The sequence below is a fragment of the Gilliamella sp. wkB195 genome, from assembly GCF_001690445.1.
Lineage (GTDB): Bacteria > Pseudomonadota > Gammaproteobacteria > Enterobacterales > Orbaceae > Gilliamella > Gilliamella apicola_E.
Genome location: NZ_LZGP01000002.1, coordinates 40,330 through 64,269 on the forward strand (window position 1 = coordinate 40,330; position 23,940 = coordinate 64,269).

24 protein-coding genes are annotated in these 23,940 nt (G+C 35.2%); 14 read left to right on the plus strand and 10 right to left on the minus strand.

What is annotated here, in order from left to right; translation table 11 throughout:
• The first annotated feature begins 1 nt into the window (after position 1).
• The 4 genes from sapD (at position 2) to pgi (ending at position 4,782) form a co-directional block, all read left to right on the plus strand.
• Complete coding sequence (gene sapD / locus A9G08_RS00375) at positions 2-991, plus strand: putrescine export ABC transporter ATP-binding protein SapD (protein WP_065561781.1); 990 nt, start codon at positions 2-4, stop codon at positions 989-991.
• Positions 992-1,006: 15 nt separating this feature from the next.
• Positions 1,007-1,819, plus strand: coding sequence for a peptide ABC transporter ATP-binding protein (locus A9G08_RS00380; RefSeq protein WP_065561782.1), 813 nt, complete (start codon positions 1,007-1,009; stop codon positions 1,817-1,819).
• A gap of 208 nt (positions 1,820-2,027) precedes the next feature.
• The gene (metA, locus tag A9G08_RS00385; protein ID WP_065561783.1) at positions 2,028-2,957 is read left to right on the plus strand and encodes a homoserine O-acetyltransferase MetA; all 930 of its coding nucleotides are present in this window, start codon (positions 2,028-2,030) and stop codon (positions 2,955-2,957) included.
• A 175-nt stretch (positions 2,958-3,132) separates the two neighbouring features.
• Complete coding sequence (gene pgi / locus A9G08_RS00390) at positions 3,133-4,782, plus strand: glucose-6-phosphate isomerase (protein ID WP_065561784.1); 1,650 nt, start codon at positions 3,133-3,135, stop codon at positions 4,780-4,782.
• Positions 4,783-4,875: 93 nt separating this feature from the next.
• Here pgi and crr read toward each other — a convergent pair whose 3' ends face one another.
• From crr to A9G08_RS00410, 4 genes are all read right to left on the minus strand, one after another.
• Entirely contained in the window at positions 4,876-5,379 is a 504-nt protein-coding gene (crr, locus tag A9G08_RS00395; protein ID WP_065561785.1) for a PTS glucose transporter subunit IIA, read from the minus strand.
• Positions 5,380-5,388: 9 nt separating this feature from the next.
• A complete protein-coding gene (gene ptsI, locus A9G08_RS00400; RefSeq protein ID WP_065561786.1) occupies positions 5,389-7,116 on the minus strand; it encodes a phosphoenolpyruvate-protein phosphotransferase PtsI in 1,728 nt (575 codons plus the stop codon).
• A gap of 52 nt (positions 7,117-7,168) precedes the next feature.
• Positions 7,169-7,426, minus strand: a complete 258-nt coding sequence (ptsH, locus tag A9G08_RS00405) for a phosphocarrier protein Hpr (RefSeq protein WP_065561787.1) — start codon at positions 7,424-7,426, stop codon at positions 7,169-7,171.
• Positions 7,427-7,566: 140 nt separating this feature from the next.
• The gene (locus tag A9G08_RS00410) at positions 7,567-7,893 is read right to left on the minus strand and encodes a hypothetical protein (protein ID WP_065561788.1); all 327 of its coding nucleotides are present in this window, start codon (positions 7,891-7,893) and stop codon (positions 7,567-7,569) included.
• A 129-nt stretch (positions 7,894-8,022) separates the two neighbouring features.
• On the opposite strand from A9G08_RS00410, the gene A9G08_RS00415 reads away from it, so the two are divergent.
• Positions 8,023-8,565: a YecA/YgfB family protein gene (locus A9G08_RS00415; RefSeq protein ID WP_065561789.1), complete on the plus strand. Its 543-nt coding sequence runs from the start codon at positions 8,023-8,025 to the stop codon at positions 8,563-8,565.
• A gap of 33 nt (positions 8,566-8,598) precedes the next feature.
• Complete coding sequence (pepP, locus tag A9G08_RS00420; protein ID WP_065561790.1) at positions 8,599-9,912, plus strand: Xaa-Pro aminopeptidase; 1,314 nt, start codon at positions 8,599-8,601, stop codon at positions 9,910-9,912.
• A 91-nt stretch (positions 9,913-10,003) separates the two neighbouring features.
• On the opposite strand, the gene A9G08_RS00425 is transcribed toward pepP, so the two are convergent.
• Positions 10,004-10,819: a TonB family protein gene (locus tag A9G08_RS00425; RefSeq protein ID WP_065561791.1), complete on the minus strand. Its 816-nt coding sequence runs from the start codon at positions 10,817-10,819 to the stop codon at positions 10,004-10,006.
• 154 nt (positions 10,820-10,973) lie between these two features.
• Here A9G08_RS00425 and ispB point away from each other — a divergent pair, with 154 nt between their 5' ends.
• Positions 10,974-11,957, plus strand: a complete 984-nt coding sequence (gene ispB / locus A9G08_RS00430; RefSeq protein ID WP_065561792.1) for an octaprenyl diphosphate synthase — start codon at positions 10,974-10,976, stop codon at positions 11,955-11,957.
• A 153-nt stretch (positions 11,958-12,110) separates the two neighbouring features.
• Positions 12,111-12,983: an EamA family transporter gene (locus tag A9G08_RS00435; protein WP_065561793.1), complete on the plus strand. Its 873-nt coding sequence runs from the start codon at positions 12,111-12,113 to the stop codon at positions 12,981-12,983.
• A 68-nt stretch (positions 12,984-13,051) separates the two neighbouring features.
• Here the strand turns inward: A9G08_RS00435 and ffh are convergent, their stop codons facing one another.
• On the minus strand, positions 13,052-14,419 hold the full coding sequence (gene ffh / locus A9G08_RS00440; protein WP_065561794.1) for a signal recognition particle protein: 1,368 nt from the start codon (positions 14,417-14,419) through the stop codon (positions 13,052-13,054).
• A 146-nt stretch (positions 14,420-14,565) separates the two neighbouring features.
• On the opposite strand from ffh, the gene A9G08_RS00445 reads away from it, so the two are divergent.
• The 6 genes from A9G08_RS00445 (at position 14,566) to galU (ending at position 18,583) form a co-directional block, all read left to right on the plus strand.
• Positions 14,566-14,949: a RidA family protein gene (locus tag A9G08_RS00445; protein ID WP_065561795.1), complete on the plus strand. Its 384-nt coding sequence runs from the start codon at positions 14,566-14,568 to the stop codon at positions 14,947-14,949.
• Positions 14,950-15,214: 265 nt separating this feature from the next.
• Positions 15,215-16,411, plus strand: coding sequence for an amino acid aminotransferase (locus tag A9G08_RS00450; protein ID WP_065561796.1), 1,197 nt, complete (start codon positions 15,215-15,217; stop codon positions 16,409-16,411).
• Positions 16,412-16,474: 63 nt separating this feature from the next.
• Positions 16,475-16,585 carry an entericidin A/B family lipoprotein gene (locus A9G08_RS11475; RefSeq protein WP_370632592.1) on the plus strand — a complete coding sequence of 37 codons (111 nt, stop codon included), beginning with the start codon at positions 16,475-16,477 and terminating at the stop codon, positions 16,583-16,585.
• A 47-nt stretch (positions 16,586-16,632) separates the two neighbouring features.
• Positions 16,633-17,130 carry a hypothetical protein gene (locus A9G08_RS00455; RefSeq protein WP_065561797.1) on the plus strand — a complete coding sequence of 166 codons (498 nt, stop codon included), beginning with the start codon at positions 16,633-16,635 and terminating at the stop codon, positions 17,128-17,130.
• A 10-nt stretch (positions 17,131-17,140) separates the two neighbouring features.
• On the plus strand, positions 17,141-17,638 hold the full coding sequence (locus A9G08_RS00460; protein ID WP_065561798.1) for a DUF2569 domain-containing protein: 498 nt from the start codon (positions 17,141-17,143) through the stop codon (positions 17,636-17,638).
• 30 nt (positions 17,639-17,668) lie between these two features.
• The gene (gene galU / locus A9G08_RS00465) at positions 17,669-18,583 is read left to right on the plus strand and encodes a UTP--glucose-1-phosphate uridylyltransferase GalU (protein WP_065561799.1); all 915 of its coding nucleotides are present in this window, start codon (positions 17,669-17,671) and stop codon (positions 18,581-18,583) included.
• Between the two features lie 80 nt (positions 18,584-18,663).
• Here galU and A9G08_RS00470 read toward each other — a convergent pair whose 3' ends face one another.
• The 4 genes from A9G08_RS00470 to waaA all read right to left on the minus strand — a co-directional run bounded on the left by A9G08_RS00470 (position 18,664) and on the right by waaA (position 23,939).
• Complete coding sequence (locus A9G08_RS00470; protein WP_065561800.1) at positions 18,664-20,085, minus strand: cation:dicarboxylate symporter family transporter; 1,422 nt, start codon at positions 20,083-20,085, stop codon at positions 18,664-18,666.
• Positions 20,086-20,207: 122 nt separating this feature from the next.
• Entirely contained in the window at positions 20,208-21,533 is a 1,326-nt protein-coding gene (locus tag A9G08_RS00475; RefSeq protein ID WP_065561801.1) for a CoA-disulfide reductase, read from the minus strand.
• Between the two features lie 154 nt (positions 21,534-21,687).
• Positions 21,688-22,665, minus strand: coding sequence for a ferrochelatase (gene hemH, locus A9G08_RS00480; RefSeq protein WP_065561802.1), 978 nt, complete (start codon positions 22,663-22,665; stop codon positions 21,688-21,690).
• Positions 22,662-23,939: a lipid IV(A) 3-deoxy-D-manno-octulosonic acid transferase gene (gene waaA, locus A9G08_RS00485; protein WP_065561803.1), complete on the minus strand. Its 1,278-nt coding sequence runs from the start codon at positions 23,937-23,939 to the stop codon at positions 22,662-22,664. Before waaA ends, hemH begins: the two co-directional genes overlap by 4 nt.
• Position 23,940 lies beyond the last annotated feature (1 nt).

The window sequence follows — 23,940 nt, forward strand, 5'->3', positions numbered from 1 at the left end:
TATGGCATTATTAGACATTCGTAATTTAACTATTGAGTTTATTACTCCTGATGGCCTTTTACGCGCAATTGACCGCGTGAATTTGAAGCTGTCTGAAGGCGAAATTCGAGGTCTAGTTGGCGAGTCTGGTTCTGGTAAAAGCCTTATTGCTAAAGCTATATTGGGTGTGACAAATCATAATTGGAAAATATCTGCTGATCGTTTTCATTTTAATGATATCGATTTACTTAAATTGACACCAAAACAACGTCGAAAAGTCATTAGTGACCATATTTCGATGATTTTCCAAGAACCGCAGTCCTGCTTGGATCCCTCAATGAAAATAGGGCAACAGTTAATCGAGGCTATCCCACGAAGAACCTTTAAAGGACATTGGTGGCAGCGTCTATTTTGGCGTAAACATCGAGCTGTTGAATTATTACATCGCGTTGGAATTAAAGATCATAAAGAAATCCTTAAATCATATCCTTTTGAATTAACGGAAGGTGAATGTCAAAAGGTGATGATTGCAATTGCATTAGCAAACCAACCTAAGTTACTTATTGCAGATGAACCAACTAATGCTATGGAAGCAACAACTGAAGCGCAAATCTTCAGGTTATTAGCGAGTATGAATCAGAATATGGGGACGACTATTTTACTTATTAGTCATGATTTACAAATGGTTACTCGCTGGACAGATCGTATCAATGTCCTTTACTGTGGACAAACCGTTGAGGTTGCGGATAGTGAAGATTTAATAAAATCGCCTTATCATCCTTATACTCAGGCATTGATTTATGCTATACCTGATTTTGGTAAAGCCATGCCACATAAAAGTCCATTGAACACGTTACCAGGGGTTATCCCATCATTGGAGCATTTACCTATTGGTTGTCGATTAGGACCACGTTGTCCTTATGCTCAAAAAAAATGTATTCAAGCACCTGAACTTATTCTTATAAAAGATCATTCTGTGGCTTGCCATTTCCCATTAAATACTGATGAGTAAATACAGGAATAGTTAATGAACCCAATATTAAAAGTCCGAAATTTATCAAAACGATTTAAAATTCCTAAAGGGCTCTTTGGTCATTTACAAATTGATGCAGTTAAACCATTGTCGTTCTCGCTCAACGAAGGTAAAACACTCGCCATTATAGGACAAAATGGTTCAGGAAAATCGACACTAGCCAAAATGCTGGTGGGTATGATAAAACCAGATAGTGGGGATATTTGGATTGACGGTAATAAAGTTGAATATGGTGATTTTGTCCATCGGTCACAACTTATTAGAATGATATTTCAACATGTTGAAAGCTCTTTTGACCCAAGACTTCGTATTGGTCAATTACTTGAAATTCCACTTAAACGCAATAGCAATTATAGCGCTCTTGAACGAGAAAAATTGATTAGTGATGTTTTAAAACAAGTAGGCTTACTGCCTGAACATGCTTCTTATTATCCATCAGTGATGGCAGCGGGGCAAAAACAACGCGTCGCATTGGCTAGGGCCTTAATTCTGAAACCCAAAGTTATTATTCTCGATGAAGCTTTAGCTGCGTTAGATATTTCAATGCGTTCACAGATTGTTAATTTGATGTTGTCTTTACAAGAAGAACAGAATATTTCTTATGTCTATGTAACACAAGATATTGGTATGATGAAACATATCAGTGACCAAATTTTAGTTATGCATAATGGTGATTTAGTTGAATATGGTAATACCGCTGAAGTCTTAGCTTCGCCATTAAGCGAAATTACACAAAAACTGATTAATAGCTATTTTGGTGAGGCTTTAACCGCAGATACTTGGCGGACCGATACTCGAATCATTTAAATTCTATTTTCACTATTTATATAACTATCATCACACTTATTTGTGAATTCATATACTCTGCTATTATTCTGATTTTGTTTAAAATATTATATCTATTTTTTCTAACAAAACGCTCGACAATCTTTCTAAAAAACACTATATTTAGCTATATGGATTTCTAGACGTCTATTTGAAATGTTATAAAAAGTAATTAATAGGAGCTTTTAATATGCCTATATGTATTCCAGATTCATTACCGGCAGTAGATGTGTTACGTAATGAAAATGTATTTGTGATGACTTCAACTCGTGCTAATACTCAAGAAATTCGTCCACTAAAGCTTCTCTTCTTAAATTTAATGCCTAAAAAGATCGAAACTGAAAATCAGTTTTTACGTTTGCTTTCCAATTCATCTTTACAAGTCAATATTCAACTCTTGCGTATTGATCAACGTGAATCCAAAAATACCCCTGTAGAGCATTTAAATAGCTTTTATTGTGATTTTGAAGATATTCGTGAGCAGAATTTTGATGGTCTTATCATAACTGGCGCACCATTAGGTAAAGTCGCATTTTCAGATGTAGTGTATTGGCCAAAATTAGCTGAAATAATTACTTGGGCAAAAGATCATGTTACTTCAACAATGTTTGTTTGCTGGGCTGTACAAGCTGCATTAAATGTACTCTATGATATGCCAAAATTTACTCGCTCACAAAAATTGTCAGGCGTCTATCAACATCAAATCATACAACCTAATGCACTTTTAACTCGAGGTTTTGACGATACTTTTTTAGCGCCACATTCACGTAATGCTGATTTTCCAATAGATAAAATTAAAAGTTATACTGATTTGACGATTTTAGCTGAATCAGATTTAACCGGTCCATATTTGATGGCAACTGCGGATAAACGTATGGCTTTTGTAACAGGGCATCCAGAATATGACTCCTTCACCTTAGCTAATGAATATAATCGAGATTTGAAAGCAGGAATAAATCCGGAAATTCCTTACAACTATTTCCCTGAAAATAACCCAAATTTAACGCCAAAAGCCACATGGCGAAGCCATGCATATTTATTATTTAGTAACTGGCTCAATTATTATGTTTATCAATTAACACCATTTGATTTAACAACTCGCAATTTGACAATTGATTAAATGGGAAAGTAAATAAATTTATAAACTAGATACCTACTGGTAAGAAAGTTTGCTTAATTACCAGTAGATAGAATTTTTCAACTAACTTAATTTGAAAGAATAAATCCTTATCTTGCATCATGTTATCCATAGTTATATCATGGTTAATAGTGCTATATTAATTAAGGAATAAGTTATGTTAAAGTCAATTGATCCAACTACCACTTCCGCTTGGAAGGCCCTTCAAGCTAGTTATCAAAAGCATCATAATAAAACGATTGCTCAAATTCTAAAAGATGAACCTAACAGAGTTGAAAAGTTAAGTATTCATTTTGAAGATGACTTTTTGGTTGATCTTTCAAAAAATCGTTTAACGCAAGAAACATTAGAAGTACTTTATAAACTTGCCGATGAATGTGATTTGAATGGTGCTATTAAGGCAATGTATAGCGGTGAAAAAATTAATCGTACCGAAAATAGAGCCGTTTTACATATTGCGCTTCGTAATGTATCAAATTCACCAATTTATGTTGATGGTAAAAATGTTATGGATGACGTCAATGCTGTGCTGGCTAAGATGGAATCCTTTAGTAAAAAAATTATTAGTGGTGAATGGAAAGGCTATACTGGTAAAGCGATTACTGATGTAGTTAATATCGGAATTGGAGGTTCAGATTTAGGACCAGTGATGATTACCGAAGCATTACGGTCTTATAAAAACCATCTAACTATGCATTTTGTTTCTAATGTCGATGGTACTCACATTGTTGAAGCTTTAAAAGGTTTAAATCCAGAAACAACACTATTTTTAGTTGCATCAAAGACCTTTACAACTCAAGAAACCATGACTAATGCACAAACCGCTCGTCAATGGTTACTTGATGCTGCAAAAGATGATAAAGCTGTTGCGCTTCACTTTGTAGCTTTATCAACCAATGCCAAAGAAGTAGAAAAATTTGGTATTGATACTGCCAATATGTTTGAATTTTGGGATTGGGTTGGTGGTCGTTATTCTTCTTGGTCTGCAATCGGTTTATCAATTGTACTTTCAATTGGTTTTGAAAACTTTAAACAGTTTTTAGCTGGTGGACATGCGATGGATAAACATTTCCAAAGCACACCAATTGAAAAAAATATCCCAACATTACTTGCTTTAATTGGGATTTGGTACAATAACTTCTATGGTGCAGAAACCGAGGCAATTTTACCTTATGATCAATATATGCATCGCTTTGCTGCTTATTTTCAGCAAGGAAATATGGAATCAAATGGTAAAAGTGTTGATCGTAATGGCAATAAAACTACTTATACAACAGGTCCTATTATTTGGGGTGAACCAGGGACAAATGGTCAACATGCGTTTTATCAATTAATTCACCAAGGTACTAAACTTATTCCTTGTGATTTTATTGCACCGGCAATTAGTCATAATCCAGTTGGCGATCATCATCCTAAATTGCTTTCTAACTTTTTTGCTCAAACAGAAGCTTTAGCCTTTGGTAAGACTGCACAACAAGTAGAACAAGAGTTTCTTGCTGCTGGTAAAAAGCTTGATGAAGTTAAATCTATTGTTCCATTTAAAGTTTTTGAAGGCAATAAACCGACTAACTCTATTTTAGTGAAAAAAATCACACCGTACACTTTAGGCGCATTGGTGGCGATGTATGAGCACAAAATCTTCACGCAAGGCGTTATTTTAAATATCTTTAGCTTCGATCAGTGGGGGGTTGAATTGGGTAAACAGTTAGCTGGTCGCATTTTACCTGAACTTGCTGATGATAAACCAGTCAGCTCGCATGATGAATCAACCAACAGCTTGATTAATCAATACAAAAAATGGCGTTAAACGAATTATTTGAACTCTATGTTTGATTATTCTCAATAAAAAACCTTCAGTGAAAACTGAAGGTTTTTTTATGAGTAGTAACTTTGCGCGATGTTATTTTTTAACACGCATAATTGGTGTTTTACCTGCCTCAACTGAGCCGGATAACTTAGTTAATTCAACAACAGTTTCCATATTAGATATTACAACTGGTGTTAACACTGATTTGGCTTTACTTTCAAGTAAAGGCAGATCGATTTCGATGATAGTATCTCCAATTTTAACTTGTTGTCCTTCTTCGGCAACTCGTGTAAAACCTTCACCTTTTAATTCCACCGTATCTATACCGAAATGAACAAAAAGTTCGATACCTTCATCTGATTCAATAGCAAATGCATGATTGGTTTCAAAAATTTTACCAATTTTACCATTTAATGGTGCTACAATTTTATTACCAGAAGGTTTTATAGCAACACCATCACCAACGATTTTTTCTGCAAAAACTACATCTGGCACATCTTCGATCTTAACGATTTCACCACTAAGAGGTGCAATAATTTCGATGCTATTTTTGTTATCATCAGATACAAATTGCTTTATTTTATCGAATAAACCCATCATTGCCTCCTAACAAATTTGCTTTTCAGCAGTATATTTTTCAATTAAATCGGTTATTTCTTTGGCTGTTGCTTTTTCAAGAACAGTATCAGCAAATTTCTTCGCTTCTTCATAATTAGTATTACGAATTAATTTTTTGATTTTAGGAATTGATACCGCACTCATACTGAACTCATCAAGTCCCATACCTAGTAATAAAATTGTTGCTCTTTCATCACCAGCAAGCTCTCCACACATTCCTGTCCATTTACCTTCTTTGTGAGAAGCATCAATTACATTTTTAATCAATGTTAATACTGATGGTGAAAGTGGATTATAAAGATGTGAAATAAGCTCATTACCACGGTCAACAGCAAGTGTATATTGGGTTAAGTCGTTAGTTCCAATACTAAAGAAATCAACTTCTTTAGCTAAATGTCTAGCAATAACCGCAGCGGCTGGTGTTTCGATCATCACACCAATTTCAATGCTTTTATCAAATGCTTTACCTTCAGATGTTAATTGTTCTTTAAGGATATTAATTTCAGATTTTAGAATACGAATTTCTTCTACCGAAATAATCATTGGGAACATAATACGCAATTTACCAAATGCAGAAGCACGTAAGATTGCTCGTAACTGTGTATGTAGTATTTCTTTACGATCTAAACAGATACGAATTGCTCGCCAACCTAAGAATGGATTTTCTTCTTTTGGTAAATGCATATATGGTACATCTTTGTCACCACCGATATCCATTGTACGAACAATAACTGATAGGCCATTAGTTGATTCAGCAACTTCTTTATATGCTTTGAATTGTTCATCTTCATTAGGATAAGCTTCACGATCCATGAATAAGAATTCTGTACGATAAAGCCCAACACCTTCATAACCATTACGATCTGCACCAGCAATATCACGAACAGTACCAATATTTGCACAAATTTCTACTTGATGACCATCAAGTGTAACAGCTGGTAGATCTTTTAATTTTGCTAACTCTTCTTTATCAGCAAGATATTTTGTTTGTACTTGTTTTAGTTTTTCTTGAGTTGCGTGATCTGGATTAATATAGATAGCATTGTTGATTGCATCTAAAATAACAAAATCACCTTGTTTGATTTCTTGTGTTGCATTAGATGTTCCTACGATTGCTGGAATTTCTAATGAACGAGCCATGATTGAAGTATGTGAAGTACGACCACCCGCATCAGTGATGAAACCTAACACCATATCTAAATTTAATTGAGCAGTTTCAGATGGTGTTAAATCAGTTGCAACTAAAATACAAGGTTGGCTAATAGCACTTAGATCAACAATTTCGATGCCTAAAATATTTTTTAGCAATCGTTTACCAATATCACGTATATCGGCAGCACGTTCTTTTAGATATTCATCATCTAAATTTTCTAACTCTTTTGCTTGGGTTTCAAATACAGATTGGACAGCTGCATCAGCACTTGAGTGTTTACTTTTGATGCGTGAAATAACTTCTTGTTCAAGATCTTCATCTTCAAGAAGCATGATATGACCTTCAAAAATAGCAGCTTTATCTTCACCTAAAGTGGTTTTAGCTCGTTCCATGATCGCATGTAATTGTTCGCTTGATTTTTCACGTGCTTCTTTAAACCGATCAATTTCAGCGTCAATTTTGTTATCAAGAATTTGCCTATTATTAATAACAATAGGTTCTTCTTTTAATAATAGCGCTTTTGCAAAAGCGATACCTGGGGAAACAAGTATACCTGATACCATAACATTTAATCCTTATCTAATATTAAAACCGTTCAACGCTAACATGGGAGTATTATTCCAATTCAGGAATTAATTTTACTAAATGAGTTACTGCTTCTTTTTCATCTTCACCTTCGGCTGAAATAGTAATAGTTGTACCTTGAGTTAAGCCTAATGTTTGTAATTTAAATAAGCTTTTAGCACTTGCACTTTTTCCATTTGATGTGACAGTAATTTCAGAATTGAAGTTTTTAGCTTCCTTTACAAATTGTGCAGCAGGGCGGGTATGAAGACCGTTCGATGCAGTAATGGTTACATCTTGCTTGTACATAATTATTTTACTCCCAAAAATATATTTGTTCATGCGACAATATAAATAAAAACAGCTTGAAAGGCTAGTAAGATTTCACGGATATGTGACAATTAGTCAATCTTATTAGCGATACTTTACAAAGTAAGCTGAAATATTTATTAATATCGGTAAATTCGAGTGACTCTATCACTACATTTTTTAAATTCAACCTGACCGTGAATTCCTCGTTTGATATTTTCAAATACCATCTCTTCACTACCATCTAGTTGTGAGGCACGGATCTCGTCTCGGCAGAAAGCTTCAAACTTATCAAGTTCTTGTTCTCCATTGCCTAACTGATAATCTTTAGGTAAGTCTTGGCTGGTTATATAGGTATTATTCTGTACATCAAGAACAATCACACCTTTATTTTTCAGCCATGAACTACAAGCAGTTAACGATATAACTATATACAGTGATGTTAAAATTAATCTAAAAATGTTCAAAATAATTCCTTTATAAAGCACAATAACCTGTTTATTATTTACAGCTAGGCACAAATTATATACTAATAATGAGTGAAAGTGCAGAGGGATGTATTTTCACTATTATTATAAACTAATAAGGTGGAGTTAATGACTAATACCAAGATTTATGACGAGCTTAATCGTCAACTTATCCAAAATAAAGTTGGCATAACTGCAGCCGAGTTACATGGATTTTTATCTGGCTTATTAGCTGGAGGAAATCATGACGAAAGTTGGAGAGTGTTAGTTCAAGACATGTTGAATGATGGGCAAAAAATAGCTGAACCTTTAAATAAGGAAGTGGAAGAATTATATCATACAACTAAACAACAATTTATTGATGAAGATTTTGAGTTCCAACTTCTACTTGGTGAGCAAGATTTGTTTACACAAATTGACGATTTAGTGGGATGGGTAAATCATTTTTTATTGGGTATTGGTTTAGTTCAACCTAAACTTAATCGAGTTAAAGGTGATGTGGGTGAAGCAATATATGATCTAAGACAAATAGCTAAACTCGGTTATGATGAAGATGAAGATCAGCAAGAGCTGGGCTTTGCATTTGAAGAGATCAAAGAGTACGTTCGCATTACGGCGATGTTATGTTTTGATGAATTTAATGAACCCGATATCACACCAACACTTCACTAATATACGATATTACTGATTATCAAGGTAAACGCTATGATAGATATTCAGACCAAGACAGAACTGCTAGATCGGCGAAATAAATTATTGGCTCAGATGGAGCCAAATAGCATTGCCTTATTTTTTGCTTCACCAGAAGTTAAACGAAGTAATGATACCCACTATCCTTATAGACAAGATAGTGACTTTTGGTATTTTACTTTTTTTGCAGAGCCAGAAGCGCTTTTGGCAATAATTAAGCAACAAGACGGTCAAGGACGATATATTTTATTTAATCGCAAGAAAGATCCTTTAGCCGAAACATGGACTGGCTATCGCTTAGGCCAGCAAGAGGCATTAACAAAGATTTTAGTCGATGAGGCTTATCTTTTCGATGATATAGAGAGTGTTCTACCAAATTTAATAAATGGAAAAAAAGCAATTTATTATGCAGACCAGCTATATGATTATGCTGACGAGATAATTAAGAAAGCAATCAATACATTACGGCAAGGTGCTCGATTTAAACTTTCTGCGCCGAGTACAGTTATTGATTGGCGACCAATTGTTCATGAAATGCGAATGTTTAAGTCTGAATATGAAATGGCTCTTTTACGTAAAGCGTGCGAAATCAGTGCTCAAGCCCATATTCGGGCAATGCAAAAATGCCAGGCTAATTGGTATGAATATCAATTAGAAGCTGAAATATTACATGAGTTTGCATGGCATGGCGCTAGATGGCCGTCATATAATACTATTGTTGGCGGAGGTAATAATGGTTGTATATTGCATTATGAAAATAATAGCGACACGCTCAAAGATGGCGATTTAGTCTTAATTGATGCAGGTTGTGAATATCATTATTATGCAGGTGATATTACTCGAACATTTCCGATTAATGGTAAATTTAGTCAAGCACAACTCGAAATATATAACATTGTGTTAACTGCGCAATGTACAGCTATCAAATTATTGAAACCAGGCACCTCAATATCATTAGTTAATCAAAAAATTATTCGGATTATGGTTGAAGGATTAGTTAAGCTTGGAATTATGCAAGGTGATGTTGAAACATTGATTACTAACAAAGCTTATTTAGCATTCTATATGCATGGATTAGGTCACTGGTTAGGCATTGATGTGCATGATGTTGGCAGTGATCGTGATCGCATACTCGCTCCGGGTATGGTCTTAACCGTTGAGCCTGGACTTTATATTAATAAAGATGCTGATGTGCTAGAATGTTATAAAGGTATTGGGATTCGTATCGAAGATAATATTTTGGTTACCGAATCTGGTAACGAAATTTTAACCTCAACGGTACCTAAACAACCGCAGGAAATTGAACTTTTAATGCAAAAGAATAGATAAACTATTTATCAACTAAGCACTAATTGAATTATAAAATTAGTGCTTTTACAGTTTTTTATTTAATAATAGTTATTGATTGAGGAATGAGTGATTAATTGCTTCCTAAGCTAATTGAACTATCACGATTGAAAACAATTTTTATTTTGAGATCTTTTCCGGCAATCGGCTTATATTTCCACATTTTCATTGCTGAGATAACCGAGCGATTAAAAATATTATTAGGTTGGGCTTCAATAATCCTAATATTTTCAACACGGCCCTCACTAGTTACATCAAACATAGCAACAACATAACCTTCTAAGCGCATATCTAGTGCTCTTCGAGGATATTCTGGTCGATTACGACTAATTGGAGAGGGATTACCAGAATATTGTCGATTATCAGATACTTTAGGAGCTACTGAAGTATTTGCTATATTATCACTTATCACATCTTGTCTAACTTGTTGACGAGATGATTTTTGTGTCGGTGGTTTTTTCTTATTTGGTTTAGGTTTAACAATAACTGGTTTATCTGGCTCTGTTGCTGGTTTTTTTTGTTCTATTTCAGGGGTAGGTTCCGGAATCTTTTCTTCAACGACTTCTGGCTCTACGACTGGTTCTTCAATTGGTTTATTGTCAATGATTTCACTGTTTTCAGCACCTTTGATTTCAGGTGTTTCTTCAACCAATGATTGTTCCGGAGCTGATAACTGAGTAAGGTCAATCATAACAGCTTTAATTGAATTATCACCTTCATCAACAACGATATTATTTGCAAACAGTGCAGAGCTGAACAATAATCCAAATAAAAATAAATGTGATATTACAGAGATCGATGTATATATATAGGCATCCTTTTGCTTATTAGAAGCAGGTGATTGCGGCTCTTTTTCGTTGTTGATATCTATATCAAAGTTGATCTTCATAACAGTAATTAATGTTCATTTAAGGTGTGTATTCTAAATGAAAATGCTTATCATTTGTAGTATTTTTTTAAATATGATTTAGCAATACTTGTTGCTTAAAAATATTTATCAGATAATAGTAAATAAATATCTCCCATTTGTAGTGGTTAGACTGATGAATAATCCATCGATAAAACAAATACTCGATCTAGTGCAAGATGATTTAGTTAAAGTTAATGAAGCAATACAAGCAGAACTTAGTTCTGATGTTGTACTAATTAATCAATTAGGGAATTACATCATTAGTAGTGGTGGAAAACGGATTCGCCCAGTTATTGCTTTGTTAATAGCTAAAGCGCTTAATTATCAGGGTGATAAACATATTATTACCGCAGCTTTTATCGAATTTATTCACACTGCAACTTTATTGCATGATGATGTTGTTGATGAATCTGATTTACGTCGAGGTAAATCAACTGCTAATGCGCTATTTGGTAATGCGGCAAGTGTCTTAGTTGGTGATTATATTTACACAAGATCTTTCCAAATGATGGTACGCACAGAATCATTCAAAGTATTGAAGATAATGTCAGAAGCAACAAATATTATTGCTGAAGGTGAAGTTCAACAGCTGATAAATTGTAATGATCCTGATATTACTAAAGAGCAATACCTACAAGTTATTTATCGCAAAACAGCAAGACTGTTTGAAGCAACATCGCATTCAGCAGCAGTATTAGCAGGAGCAACACCAGAGCAAGAATTTGCACTGCAAGAGTATGGAAAATACTTGGGAACCGCCTTTCAAATTATTGATGACTTATTAGATTATAGTGCGGATAGTAATCAAAAATTAGGTAAAAATTTGGGTGATGATCTCAATGAAGGTAAACCAACCTTACCATTATTGCATGCAATGCATCATGCTAATTCAGAAGATGCGACATTAATCCGTCAAGCTATCGAGCAAGGTAATGGCAGGCATTTATTAGATCATATTTTAAAAGTTATGCAGTCGTGTGGATCTCTTGAATTTACTTTAAAAACGGCTCAACAAGAGGCCAATAAAGCATTCAATGTTATTTCAATCTTACCTGATTCCCCTTATAAAAAAGCGCTACAAGATCTGGCTTTACTATCAGTAAAAAGGGATAACTAAACGTGATGTGATATTGAAAAAATATTATTTATACGATTCGTTTAATAATAAAGCTTTTAGCGAAATATCGTAATAATCTTAAATTGATTTTACGTTGCTATGTAAACAAATTGCTTCCCTTAATATGCAATTACTTTAATCTAGGTAGTCATTATGCTCAAAAGATCTTGGCCTGTTTTTTTAATTTTTATTTCGATGATATCTGTGCAAGCAAGTGCTTCATTTGCTAAATACTTGTTTCCTGTACTAGGGCCTGAGGCGATGACAGCATGGCGGTTGTTTTTCTCAGCGATTTTATTGGTAATAATCTTTAAACCTTGGCGTAAAACTATTACTAAGTCAGCCATTAAATATATTATTCTGTATGGTGTCGCTATGGGATGTATGAATTTGGCTTTTTATAATTCCATATCTCGAATCCCAATAGGAATTGCTGTGGCAATAGAGTTAACTGGACCAATTATGGTTGCGATGTTTTCTGGGCGCCGATTAACTGATTTTGTTTGGTTAGCTATTGCGATCATTGGATTGGTGATGTTGCTTCCTATTCATCATGCTTCTAACGATTTGGATCCTATCGGTATATTACTAGCTTTATGTGCAGGAAGCTGTTGGGCTGGTTATATTATTTTTGGGCGAAAAGCGGGTGAAATTTATGGTGCCTCAAGTGTTGCGGTAGGTTCGATTATTGCCTCAATATTACTCTTTCCTATTGGTGTATGGCACAGTGGTAGCACAATGTTTTCGATGGATCTGTTGCCTCTCGTTTTTGTCGTTTCATTATTGGCGTCTGCTATTCCATATGGCCTGGATATGATCGCTTTGCCACGATTACCCGCACAAACTTTTAGTACTTTGATGAGCTTGTCACCTGTATTTGCTGCGTTTTCAGGATTAATTGTTTTACACGAACAGTTAACTCATTATCAATGGATTGCTATTCTATTTATTATAGTTTCATCGATTGGTACTGTATTAACTATGCAGCATCCAACTAAAATTAAAGCGCTAAATCGAGAAAATTGAGTTTATTGAAATACTATCGTGTAACTTTGCACGATAGTATTTTATTGAAAGAAAAGCGAAGTAAAATGTTATCTAGGTGGGAAGCCCATGCCTCCACCCATTAGACCTTTCATTTGGCGCATCATCTTCATCATGCCACCACCTTTCATCTTTTTCATCATTTTTTGCATATCTTCAAACTGCTTAAGCAGCTTGTTAACATCTTGCACTTGGGTTCCAGAACCATTAGCAATACGGCGTTTGCGTGAGCCTTTGATGATTTCGGGATTGGCTCGTTCTTTTAATGTCATCGAACCAATTATGGCTTCCATCTTGATGGTGATTTTATCATCCATCTGTGCTTTGATATGATCAGGAAGTTGACCAACGCCAGGTAGTTTAGCCAGCATAGCGCCCATTCCACCCATATTACGCATTTGTCGAAGTTGATCTTGGAAGTCATTAAAATCAAACTTATCGCCTTTTTTGAGTTTTTTGGCGATTTTCTCTGCCTTTTCACGATCAACATTACTCTGTAACTCTTCAATTAAAGAGAGTACATCACCCATCCCTAAAATACGTGAAGCGATACGGTCAGGATAAAAAGGTTCTAATGCATCCGTCTTTTCACCCATCCCTAAGAATTTGATTGGTTTACCGGTAATATGACGAATCGATAACGCTGCACCGCCACGAGCATCACCATCCACCTTAGTTAAAATAACCCCGGTCAAGGGTAATGCATCATTAAATGCTTTTGCCGTATTAGCAGCATCTTGCCCGGTCATAGCATCGACCACAAATAACGTTTCAATTGGATTGATTGCATCATGCAGTGCTTTGATTTCATCCATCATCTCGCTATCGACATGTAATCGACCAGCGGTATCGACAATAAGGACATCAAAAAATTGTAATTTAGCATGTGAAATTGCTTTGTTAACAATATCAATAGGTTTTTGATTGATATCTGACGGGAAGAACTCCACATCAATTGCTTTAGCTAGTGTTTCTAACTGTTTTATTGCCGCAGGGCGATAAACGTCGGCAGAGACAACTAACACTTTCTTTTTCTGTTTTTCTTTTAAAAATTTTGCTAGTTTTGCGACGCTGGTAGTTTTACCCGCACCTTGCAAACCTGCCATGAGAATGACGGCTGGAGGCTGGGTGGCTAAGTTAAGTGAACTATTAACTTCACCCATAGCTGTAGTAAGTTCTGCTTGAACGATTTTGATGAATTCTTGGCCTGGTGTTAGGCTTTTATTAACATCTAAACCAACAGCTTTTTGTTTAACTTGGTTAATAAATTCTCGTACCACAGGTAGGGCAACATCAGCCTCAAGTAATGCCATACGGACATCACGTAGGGCATCTTTGATATTATCTTCAGATAAGCGTCCACGCCCACTAATATTGCGAAATGTCTGTGATAAACGGTCAGTTAAATTCTCAAACATGCTAACTCTCAACAAATGAAAAAATTTTCAACTATCATATCAGAAAATTGGCAGAAGTCCCATGATCATAAATTTACCATGACTTGACACCAAATTTGGTTCCTGTTGAAATGAGATGCATAACAAGATGAAAGGAGAAATCATATATGGTAAAAGTTGTTAATACCAACAAAGCACCAGCAGCTATAGGTCCTTATGTTCAAGGTGTTGATTTGGGCAACATGTTATTTGCATCAGGTCAAATTCCAATTAATCCAGCTACAGGTGAGATGCCAAGTTGTGTCAAAGAGCAAGCTAAACAAAGTTTAGCGAATGTAAAAGCAATTATTACTGAGGCAGGATATCAAGTTAAAAATATCGTTAAAACGACGATTTTTTTAGCAGATATGAATGATTTTGCGGATGTGAATAGTGTCTATGAGGCATTTTTTACAGAGAATCAGGCAACATTCCCTGCTCGTTCTTGTGTGCAAGTTGCTCGCATTCCTAAAGATGCGAAAGTTGAAATAGAAGTTATTGCGGTTAAATAATCGGCTTATAATTGTTAGCACCGAAAGGTGCTAATGAAGTAAAAAAAGTTGAGGAACGGGGTTTTTGAGGTTTTTTTTATTTAAAATCCCTTTTTTGACCATCTATTCTAACGTTTTATATCCAAATCAGTCTTTTAAACGGTCTATTTTATTATCCTAAAATTATTTATATTTAAACTATTATTTAGTGATTGATTGCCAATTAAGTTGGTGCAATAATCTACAATTATCCATTGATATTTACTGATTTAATTAGGTTGGGAAAATGTTTGAAAAAGTAGAGTCGTACGCAGGGGATCCAATATTATCATTAGTCGCTGAATTCAATAATGATAAGCGCGAAAACAAGACCAATTTGAGTATTGGTTATTATTATGATGAAAATAGTGTGGTTCCTCAATTATCGTGTATTAAAACGGCTCGTGACTATATTTATCATCATCAACAAGGCGCACAACTTTATTTGCCGATGAGTGGCTTACCGAGTTATTGTCAGGCAATCCAATCATTGCTTTTTGGTGAAGATAATCCTGCTTTTCAAACAAAGCGGATAGCCACTGTTCAAACATTAGGGGGATCAGGTGCGCTGAAAGTCGGTGCTGACTTTTTATATCGTTATTTTCCTGGTTCTCAAGTTTGGGTTAGTGATCCAACTTGGGAGAATCATATTGCCATTTTTAATGGCGCAGGATTTAAGGTAAATAAATACCCTTATTTTGATCCTCAGACTTGTGGCGTGAATTTTGATGCGATGCTTGAAACACTTAATACCTTACCCGCTAAAAGTATTGTGTTATTGCATCCTTGCTGCCATAACCCAACTGGTGCAGAATTAACAAACCAACAATGGGACAAAGTGATTGATGTTTTACAAAACCGAGATCTCATTCCATTTATGGATATCGCTTACCAAGGTTTTGGCGAAAGTATCGAAAGTGATAGTTATGCAATAAAAAAAGTGGCTGATCGAGGATTATGTGGGTTTATCAGTAATTCGTTTTCTAAAACTTTTTCACTTTATGGTGAGCGAGTGGGCGGTTTATCCGTTTTATGTGATAATAACCAAGTGGCTAATCGAGTGTTTGGTCAATTACAAGCAACGGTTCGTCGAAATTATTCTAGTCCTGCCGCTTACGGTGCACAACTTGTATCATACGTATTAAATAATGCTGAACTTAAAGCTTTATGGTTTAAAGAAGTCGAATCAATGCGTAATCGTATTGTTATCATGCGCTCAACATTAGTCGATTTATTAAAAACAGCAGCACCTAAACAGAATTTTGACTACCTACTTAAACAAAGAGGTATGTTTAGTTACACCGGTTTTTCTAAAGAGCAAGTCGCACAACTAAAAGATGATTTCGCTGTTTATTTGGTGGGCAGCGGGAGAATGTGTGTGGCGGGTTTAAATCACCATAATATACATCGTGTAGCAGAAGCATTTGCCACAATCAAATCATAATGTGACTAACTAGAGGAGAATCACATGTTACGTAAAGTATTTATTTTATTGGTAAGTATCGCGATGACAACACTTGTAGTAGGTTGTAACACGGTTAAAGGTGTAGGTAAAGACGTGCAATCTGGCGGTAAAGCTATTACCAATACTGCCGAAGATGTTAGTGAAAAATTGTAAATAATAAATGGGTTTGCTTATAGCTTCTTAAAAGCAAACAAAACCATATGTATCGACTATTTATTTTAGCATTTTTACTTGTAGGGTGTGGTTCGTTGAACTTTCGAACTGCACCTTTAATCATGGATAATTGCCAGTATCAAAATCGTTCTGGTGTTGAATTTAAGTTAAACCAACTTGAATCCAATCTTACACAATATCCCCACATTTATCTTTCACAAAGTCGAGCTAGTCGACACTTACCCATGAGTTATGCTGGCTTAAAAGGCAAATTAACAGGTCAAACTTTTGAGCGAGATTATCCAAAAGAGACTTTTTGGCGTAGTACTAATATATTTGAAAAAGCATCAATGTATGATGATGGTTATGATGATCTTTACATTAGCGCCAAACAGAAAGAAGAACGCGATCGTAAAGCAAAGTTTGTTGTTAAAGAAGCTGTGTTAGAAACGTGTCAAATTGTTTATATTTCCATTGATTCTTTAGCTAAAGACAGTGATAATTCGTCATTAATTAAATTTAATGATTTATCTATTATTAACTAAGGATCTTTATATGACGGATAATCCAAAACTTAAGGGATTAGGTGGCTGGCTTATAGTTGTTGCAATATGTATCATATTTTCGATTGTAGTAAATCTATTCGGTATCGGTTTTATTGTTATGATTTTCAAAGACCATTGGGGTGAGTTTATCAATCCTGCTTCTGAATATTATATTCCTAATTTTAGTTGGGTTTTACCTTTGGAATTAGGTCTTAACGCGATTTTAATTCCTTTTGCCCTTTATTTGCTTTATCTTTTTTTTACTAAAAACTATAAATTTCCTTATTATATGATTGGTTATCTAGTAACTTCATGTACTTTTGTTCTTTTGGATCAATTTTTTTCTTATCATTATGTTAAACTTCCGATTGAAACAAGCGATATAGCTAAAATAGTAAGACAACTCATTTGGAGCGGTATTTGGGCTGCTTATATATTAAGATCAGAGCGAGTTGCAAATACCTTTGTTGAAGGACAATGTAAAAGTCATAACAATATAATTAATTAATTTATCATTTTATTATTTTAAGGAATTAAAATGCCATTAAATTTTGAATCATCTGTTAAAGGAAAAGTTAAAAAAGCAGTTATTCCTGTTGCTGGTCTTGGCACAAGAATGTTACCTGCAACCAAAGCGATTCCTAAAGAGATGTTACCTGTGGTTGATAAACCACTTATTCAGTATGTTGTCAAAGAGTGTATTGCGGCAGGGATAACTGAAATTATTTTTGTAACGCACTCGTCTAAAAATTCTATAGAAAATCACTTTGACACCAGTTTTGAGCTTGAAGCTATGCTTGAGGCCCGAGTTAAACGTCAACTCTTACAAGAAGTACAAGGGATTCTGCCTAAAAACGTGACGATTACTAGTGTTCGTCAAGGGTTAGCAAAAGGACTTGGTCATGCTGTACTTTGTGCTTATCCTTTAGTTGGTGATGAGCCTTTTGCTGTAGTATTACCGGATGTGATTATTGATGAGTATGATAGTGATCTTGCTCAAGATAATTTAGCGGCGATGATTAATAATTATCATAACACTAAACATAGCCAAATCATGGTCGAACCTGTACCAAAAGATCTTGTTTCATCTTATGGTATTGTTGACTGCCGTGGTGAAGAGTTATCAGCTGGTAATATAGCGCAAATGTATAGTGTAGTTGAAAAACCGTCAATTGAAGAAGCTCCATCTAACCAATCAGTTGTTGGGCGTTACGTTTTATCTGAAAAAATTTGGCCACTTTTAGCTAAAACGCCTCTAGGTGCTGGAGGTGAAATTCAATTGACTGATGCAATTGCGATGTTACTTGATGAAGATCGAGTGGATGCATACTGTATTAAAGGCCGAAGCCACGACTGTGGAAATAAATTGGGTTATGTACAAACTTTTGTACAATACGCAATGCGTCACAAAAGTTTAGGTGATGATGTTAAAGCATGGTTAAAAACCATTTAATTTTGTTTTTCCGCTGATATAAAAAGACGCCAATTGGCGTCTTTTTGTTAATTAAATTAAACTGAAAATTATCTTTATTGTTAAACTTCAGACTGTTCATTATCCAAAGTCACATTAGGATCATTATAAATATCCATATTCATTAATCCGACTTCATGATCGGTTGCTATTGCAGCGGTCATTGATCCAGATACATTAGCTAACGTTCTGGCCATATCAATGATTGGATCGACGGCTAACACCATACCAATTAATGGGAAGTATTCAGCCATACCCATGCCTGAAAGTACGACAGTCGCTGCAACTGTTGCAGTGCCTGGAATACCTGCGATACCAATTGATCCGATAACTACCACAATGACTAGCATTATATAGAATTGAATATCAGTATTAATGCCTACCATATGAGCAACCATAACCGCGAGTAAGGCAGGGAAAAAGCCAGCGCAGCCATTCATTCCCATTGTACTTCCGAGTGAGCCAACTAGATTCGCTGTACCTGTATTTACCCCCATTCTAACGGTCAATGTTGAGATAGTCATCGGTAATGTACCAACAGATGAGCGGCTAGTGAAAGCAAGTAACCATGTGCCAAGTGCTTTTTTGATAAATACGATAGGTGAAATTCCATGAAGCATGACAATCACAATATGCACAACAAGCATTATTATGGTTGCAAGGTAAATTGCTAATACAAAGCTTGATACATCAATAATTGCTGGGATACCGTTTGAAATAATTGTACGAGCAAGTAAAGCAATCACCGCATAAGGCATATATTTAATAACCGTCATGGCAATTGACATGATAATTTTATAAAGCGCTTCAATAAAGGTTTTAAAAAGAGCAATAGGTTGTGGATTCTTTTTTTCCATTCGGTTAGCGGCAAGTCCCATCAATGCTGAAAAGATAACTAAGCCTACAATATTCTCTTTTACCATAGAGCCGATGATATTACTTGGAATAAGATTCACGAAAGTATCAATAATATTGGTATATTGTTTGGCGGTAGCCGTTTTGGTTGATGCAGAACTCAACTCACCTAATGATAATAAATTTGCTAAAATAATACCGACAATACAAGCGATGGCTGTAGTGAATAGTAACCAAAAAATTCCTCTGAATGCTATTTTCGGCAAATTGTCTTTACCAGAAAAATCAATAATCACTTTTACAATTGAGACAAAAATTAATGGAATCACTAACATGCGTATGAAGGCAATAAAGGCACGACCAAACAAACCATACCATGTTGCTGTTTCTTGCATCCAAACAGTTGAACTTTCTGGAAAACCGGCTGCAGCTTGAATACCTAAACCAATAACAGCACCAAGCACCAATCCGACTAACATTCTAATAGAAAAATTAACTTTTTTGGTTTGCATCGGTCGCATGATGGCAAAAAAGCAAAGCAGTAATAAACCAATCCCGATTAAAGTTTGATAATGGGTGATGGATAAGAACTTTTCGAAAAAAGTGCCCTGAAAAATGGCATCTGACATGTTTACCCCCAGCTTTTGGATAAAATTGAATTAATTTTTAATAATCTTTTATGGTTTGGATTAAAACCAAACCACATATTTTGAATTTTAATAATTTTGCAAATATTTGAAATATTTCAATACTATTTAGCAATGCCCCCAGCGATATTTAAAATATCCCATGGTCTTGAAAAAGGTGGTGCATATAAAAAATCCATCATGGCTAATTCATCAATTTTCATATTAGCCCAAATAGCGGTGGCTAAACTATTCGTTCTTAATACAGCACCACTGCCCCCAGCAATCTGTCCACCTAATAAAATACGAGTTTCGGCGTGATAAATAAGTTTAGCTGTGACGCTAGTTTGCCCTTCAACATAGTTACTATGATTTTTATCTTTAACTACTACTGTTTTGTATGGGATACCAGCTTTAATAGCTTGTTGTTCGGTTAATCCTGTTCGACCGGCTTCAATATCAAATACTCTTAATGCTGATGTCCCAAGGGTTCCTGGGAATTGATTGTTACCGCCTGCTAAATTGTCACCAACAATTTTACCTAATTTGTTCGCTCCGGTCGCTAATGGAATATAAGTCATTGATTGGCTAACGCGATGATGAAGCGCGACACAGTCGCCTGCAGCATAAATATCAGCTATGTTAGTTTGTCCATAATTATCAACGACAATTGCACCATTACTAAGAGTTTCAATATTGAGGTGTTTATAAACTTCGCTATTAGGCTTTACTCCTGTGGCAATAATGACAATGTCGGCGGGATATTTAGCTTTATCGGTGATAACATGAGTAACTTTTTGTTCACCTTCAAAGCCTTGTACTTGCTCTTGTAGATGTAAATCACAATGTTGTTTTAGATTTTCTTCAATTATCTCAGTAAGTTCTGGATCGAAGGCATCGGTCAAAACTCTATCATCTAATTGAATTAATTTTACGTTTTTATTCAATTTTACTAACGATTCGGTTATTTCTAGCCCGATATAGCCAGCACCAATGACCACGACATTGGTATTTTGGTTTAAGGCTTTTTTTATTGCTAGACCATCATACATATCGCGTAAAGTGAAAATATTTTCCAGTTGTCTATTTTCTAAAGGTGGAATTATTGGTATCGCCCCAACGGCAATGAGTAACTTATCATAATCATCGTCAAAGCAATTATTGTTTTTGATATCTTTGACGGTGACTTTTTTTAAATTAGGATCAATAGCGATAACTTCATGTAATGTTTTGATTTCAATGCCATCTTTAGCAAATTGTTCTGGCGTTCTGGATATCATTTCATTTTCATCGCCAAAATGATTGCCAATAAAATAAGGTAATCCACAAGCTCCAAATGAAACTATATCTGATTTTTCATAGATACAAATTGTCGCATTGGGGTCCCTTCTTTTGGCTTTTGCAGCAGCACTTGCTCCAGCTGCTTGAGCGCCAATGATGATTATTTTCATCGATAATTCTCCTTTGAGCGCAGATAATTTTTAACTATCATCCTAACACAGGTTATCATCTAGGTTAAATTAGTTGGTAATTTAGCTTTAATCTTAATCAATTTTACGTTCAGCTGATGTGATTTTGGGTAGTTTATTATCGTTAGAATAAATATTAATTAGTCAAAAAAGTTGAGGAACGGGGTTTTTGAAGTATATTTTTGATTAATTCCACCTGTAATGGCGTATCGTTTAAGGCTGGAATGTAATAAAACTGTTTACCACCAGCATTTAAAAATATTTCTCTGTTTTGCTCATCAATTTCATAAAGTGTTTCAATGCAATCCGCCGAAAAACCCGGGCAGATAACATGGACATGTTTGGTCCCGGTTTTAGCTAGGTTTTCTAATATATCGCTGGTGTTTGGTTCAACCCATTTCCCTTTACCAAATTTTGATTGATAAGCCATTTTGATTGGTAAGTCGATACCATTATCTTGGCATTTTTTTATCAATAACTTGGTTGTTAACTGGCATCTTTGCACATAGTCATCTTGCCGTTTATCAATATAGCGTTGAGGTATGCCATGATAGGAAAGAAGCAATACATCAGGTTGTCCTTGCGTTGAAAAAGCTTGTTGCACTTGTGAATAAAGCGCATCGATATAACTTTCGTCATCTGCATAATCACGAATATAGTTAATCTTGAACGCACAATCACGAATAAGTTGCTTAACTTTATCTAATACCGCCTGAGTTGTAGTTGTAGAATATTGTGGAAATAACGGTAATAGTGTTATTTTCTCACATGATTTTAAATTATTTAGTGCGGATTGTAAGCTCGGTTCACCATAGGTCATGGCTAATTCGCATTGTATATCCGGTAATGCTTGTTGTAATTGATTCATCAAGCGTTTACTGTAATGGAGTAATGGTGATTCCTCATTTATCCATATTTTTTGATAATGGTTAATGATGTAGGGAACGCGTTTAGGTAATACTAGGTATTTTAGTATTGGATACCAAATAAAAGCAGGAAGATCGACAACATGACGATCGAGTAAAAACTCTGTTAAGTAAGAGCGTATTGCCTCTGGCGTTGCAGCACTTGGCGTACCTAAATTAACAATTAATACTCCCTGTTTGTTTTTCATCGGTTATCCTTATATGGTTCAAGATAGTGATGGATAACCTTAAGTAGGCGATTTAGTGCTCCTTGGTTTCTTTTTAATACTTGATATGCGTTTTCGCCGATTTGCTGACAACGATTATCGTCATTCAATAAGCTGTTTACAGTTGAATAGAGTGAATCAGCTGTGCTGTCACATATTAACATACCATTAGCTTCAATTAACTGTTCACAAATTACTTTAAAGTTAAAAAAGTATTTACCGCTAATAATTGGAATATGGTGTAGTGCCGGTTCTAATGGATTGTGACCACCATGTTCAATTAAGCTACCGCCAACAAAAGCGATATTAGCTAAACCATAAAGTTCTAATAGTTCTCCCATGGTGTCGCCCAAAATCACTTGCGTCTGATCTGTTGGGATTTGCTTCGTGCTTCGTTTGATATAATTTAACTTATTATCGGAAATTAGTTCTTCAACAGTTTTAAAACGTTCTGGATGACGCGGAACTAAGATAAGTAATAAGTTAGAGTGATTTTTTAGTAGTCGTTGAAATGCTGATAAAATGATTTCATCTTCACCTGAATGTGTGCTCGCTGCTATAAGAACTGGTCGATTTAATTGCCATTGCTGTTTTAATTGCGCAAGACTTTGTTTATCAGTTAGTTCAATATCAAATTTAATACTACCGGTTACGGTTAAATGCTCTTTTGGCAAACCTAACGATAAAAATCGCTCCCCATCTTGTTCGTTTTGAGCGGCGACAGTGCTGATTTTAGTTAATAGTTTACTAATCGCTTTTCCTAATTTGTGATACCTATTGGCTGAACGTTCAGATAATCGCGCATTAGCAATAATTAATGGGATTTTTTTGTTATGGCATTGGCTAATTAAGTTTGGCCAAAGTTCGGTTTCCATGATTATGACTAATTTAGGTTTAACTGCTTTTAGAAAACGATGTATTGCACAGGGCAAATCATAAGGTAAATAGACATGGCTAACGCTATCTTTGAGTAGCGTCTTAACTTGTTTAGAGCCAGTAGGTGTCATTGTTGTAACGGTAATTGGTAACTGCGGATATTGTTTTTGAAGTGTTTTTATCAATGGAATTGCTGCGAGTGTTTCGCCGACAGATACCGCGTGAACTAAAATTCCACCTGATTTGACTTTATTTTTACAAAATCCATAGCGTTCTAACCAACGCTTACGATAATCTGGTGCTTTGCGACTGCGCCAAAGCAGTCTAAACCAGACAAGCGGTTGGATTAAATAAAGTAAAATCGTATATAAAATATTCATG

Coding starts and splice junctions, on each gene's coding strand:
- sapD (WP_065561781.1), top strand. CDS start 2: ATGGCATTATTAGACATTCGTAATTTAACTATTGAGTTTATTACTCCT.
- A9G08_RS00380 (WP_065561782.1), top strand. CDS start 1,007: ATGAACCCAATATTAAAAGTCCGAAATTTATCAAAACGATTTAAAATT.
- metA (WP_065561783.1), top strand. CDS start 2,028: ATGCCTATATGTATTCCAGATTCATTACCGGCAGTAGATGTGTTACGT.
- pgi (WP_065561784.1), top strand. CDS start 3,133: ATGTTAAAGTCAATTGATCCAACTACCACTTCCGCTTGGAAGGCCCTT.
- crr (WP_065561785.1), bottom strand. CDS start 5,379: ATGGGTTTATTCGATAAAATAAAGCAATTTGTATCTGATGATAACAAA.
- ptsI (WP_065561786.1), bottom strand. CDS start 7,116: ATGGTATCAGGTATACTTGTTTCCCCAGGTATCGCTTTTGCAAAAGCG.
- ptsH (WP_065561787.1), bottom strand. CDS start 7,426: ATGTACAAGCAAGATGTAACCATTACTGCATCGAACGGTCTTCATACC.
- A9G08_RS00415 (WP_065561789.1), top strand. CDS start 8,023: ATGACTAATACCAAGATTTATGACGAGCTTAATCGTCAACTTATCCAA.
- pepP (WP_065561790.1), top strand. CDS start 8,599: ATGATAGATATTCAGACCAAGACAGAACTGCTAGATCGGCGAAATAAA.
- A9G08_RS00425 (WP_065561791.1), bottom strand. CDS start 10,819: ATGAAGATCAACTTTGATATAGATATCAACAACGAAAAAGAGCCGCAA.
- ispB (WP_065561792.1), top strand. CDS start 10,974: ATGAATAATCCATCGATAAAACAAATACTCGATCTAGTGCAAGATGAT.
- A9G08_RS00435 (WP_065561793.1), top strand. CDS start 12,111: ATGCTCAAAAGATCTTGGCCTGTTTTTTTAATTTTTATTTCGATGATA.
- ffh (WP_065561794.1), bottom strand. CDS start 14,419: ATGTTTGAGAATTTAACTGACCGTTTATCACAGACATTTCGCAATATT.
- A9G08_RS00445 (WP_065561795.1), top strand. CDS start 14,566: ATGGTAAAAGTTGTTAATACCAACAAAGCACCAGCAGCTATAGGTCCT.
- A9G08_RS00450 (WP_065561796.1), top strand. CDS start 15,215: ATGTTTGAAAAAGTAGAGTCGTACGCAGGGGATCCAATATTATCATTA.
- A9G08_RS11475 (WP_370632592.1), top strand. CDS start 16,475: ATGACAACACTTGTAGTAGGTTGTAACACGGTTAAAGGTGTAGGTAAA.
- A9G08_RS00455 (WP_065561797.1), top strand. CDS start 16,633: ATGTATCGACTATTTATTTTAGCATTTTTACTTGTAGGGTGTGGTTCG.
- A9G08_RS00460 (WP_065561798.1), top strand. CDS start 17,141: ATGACGGATAATCCAAAACTTAAGGGATTAGGTGGCTGGCTTATAGTT.
- galU (WP_065561799.1), top strand. CDS start 17,669: ATGCCATTAAATTTTGAATCATCTGTTAAAGGAAAAGTTAAAAAAGCA.
- A9G08_RS00470 (WP_065561800.1), bottom strand. CDS start 20,085: ATGTCAGATGCCATTTTTCAGGGCACTTTTTTCGAAAAGTTCTTATCC.
- A9G08_RS00475 (WP_065561801.1), bottom strand. CDS start 21,533: ATGAAAATAATCATCATTGGCGCTCAAGCAGCTGGAGCAAGTGCTGCT.
- hemH (WP_065561802.1), bottom strand. CDS start 22,665: ATGAAAAACAAACAGGGAGTATTAATTGTTAATTTAGGTACGCCAAGT.
- waaA (WP_065561803.1), bottom strand. CDS start 23,939: ATGAATATTTTATATACGATTTTACTTTATTTAATCCAACCGCTTGTC.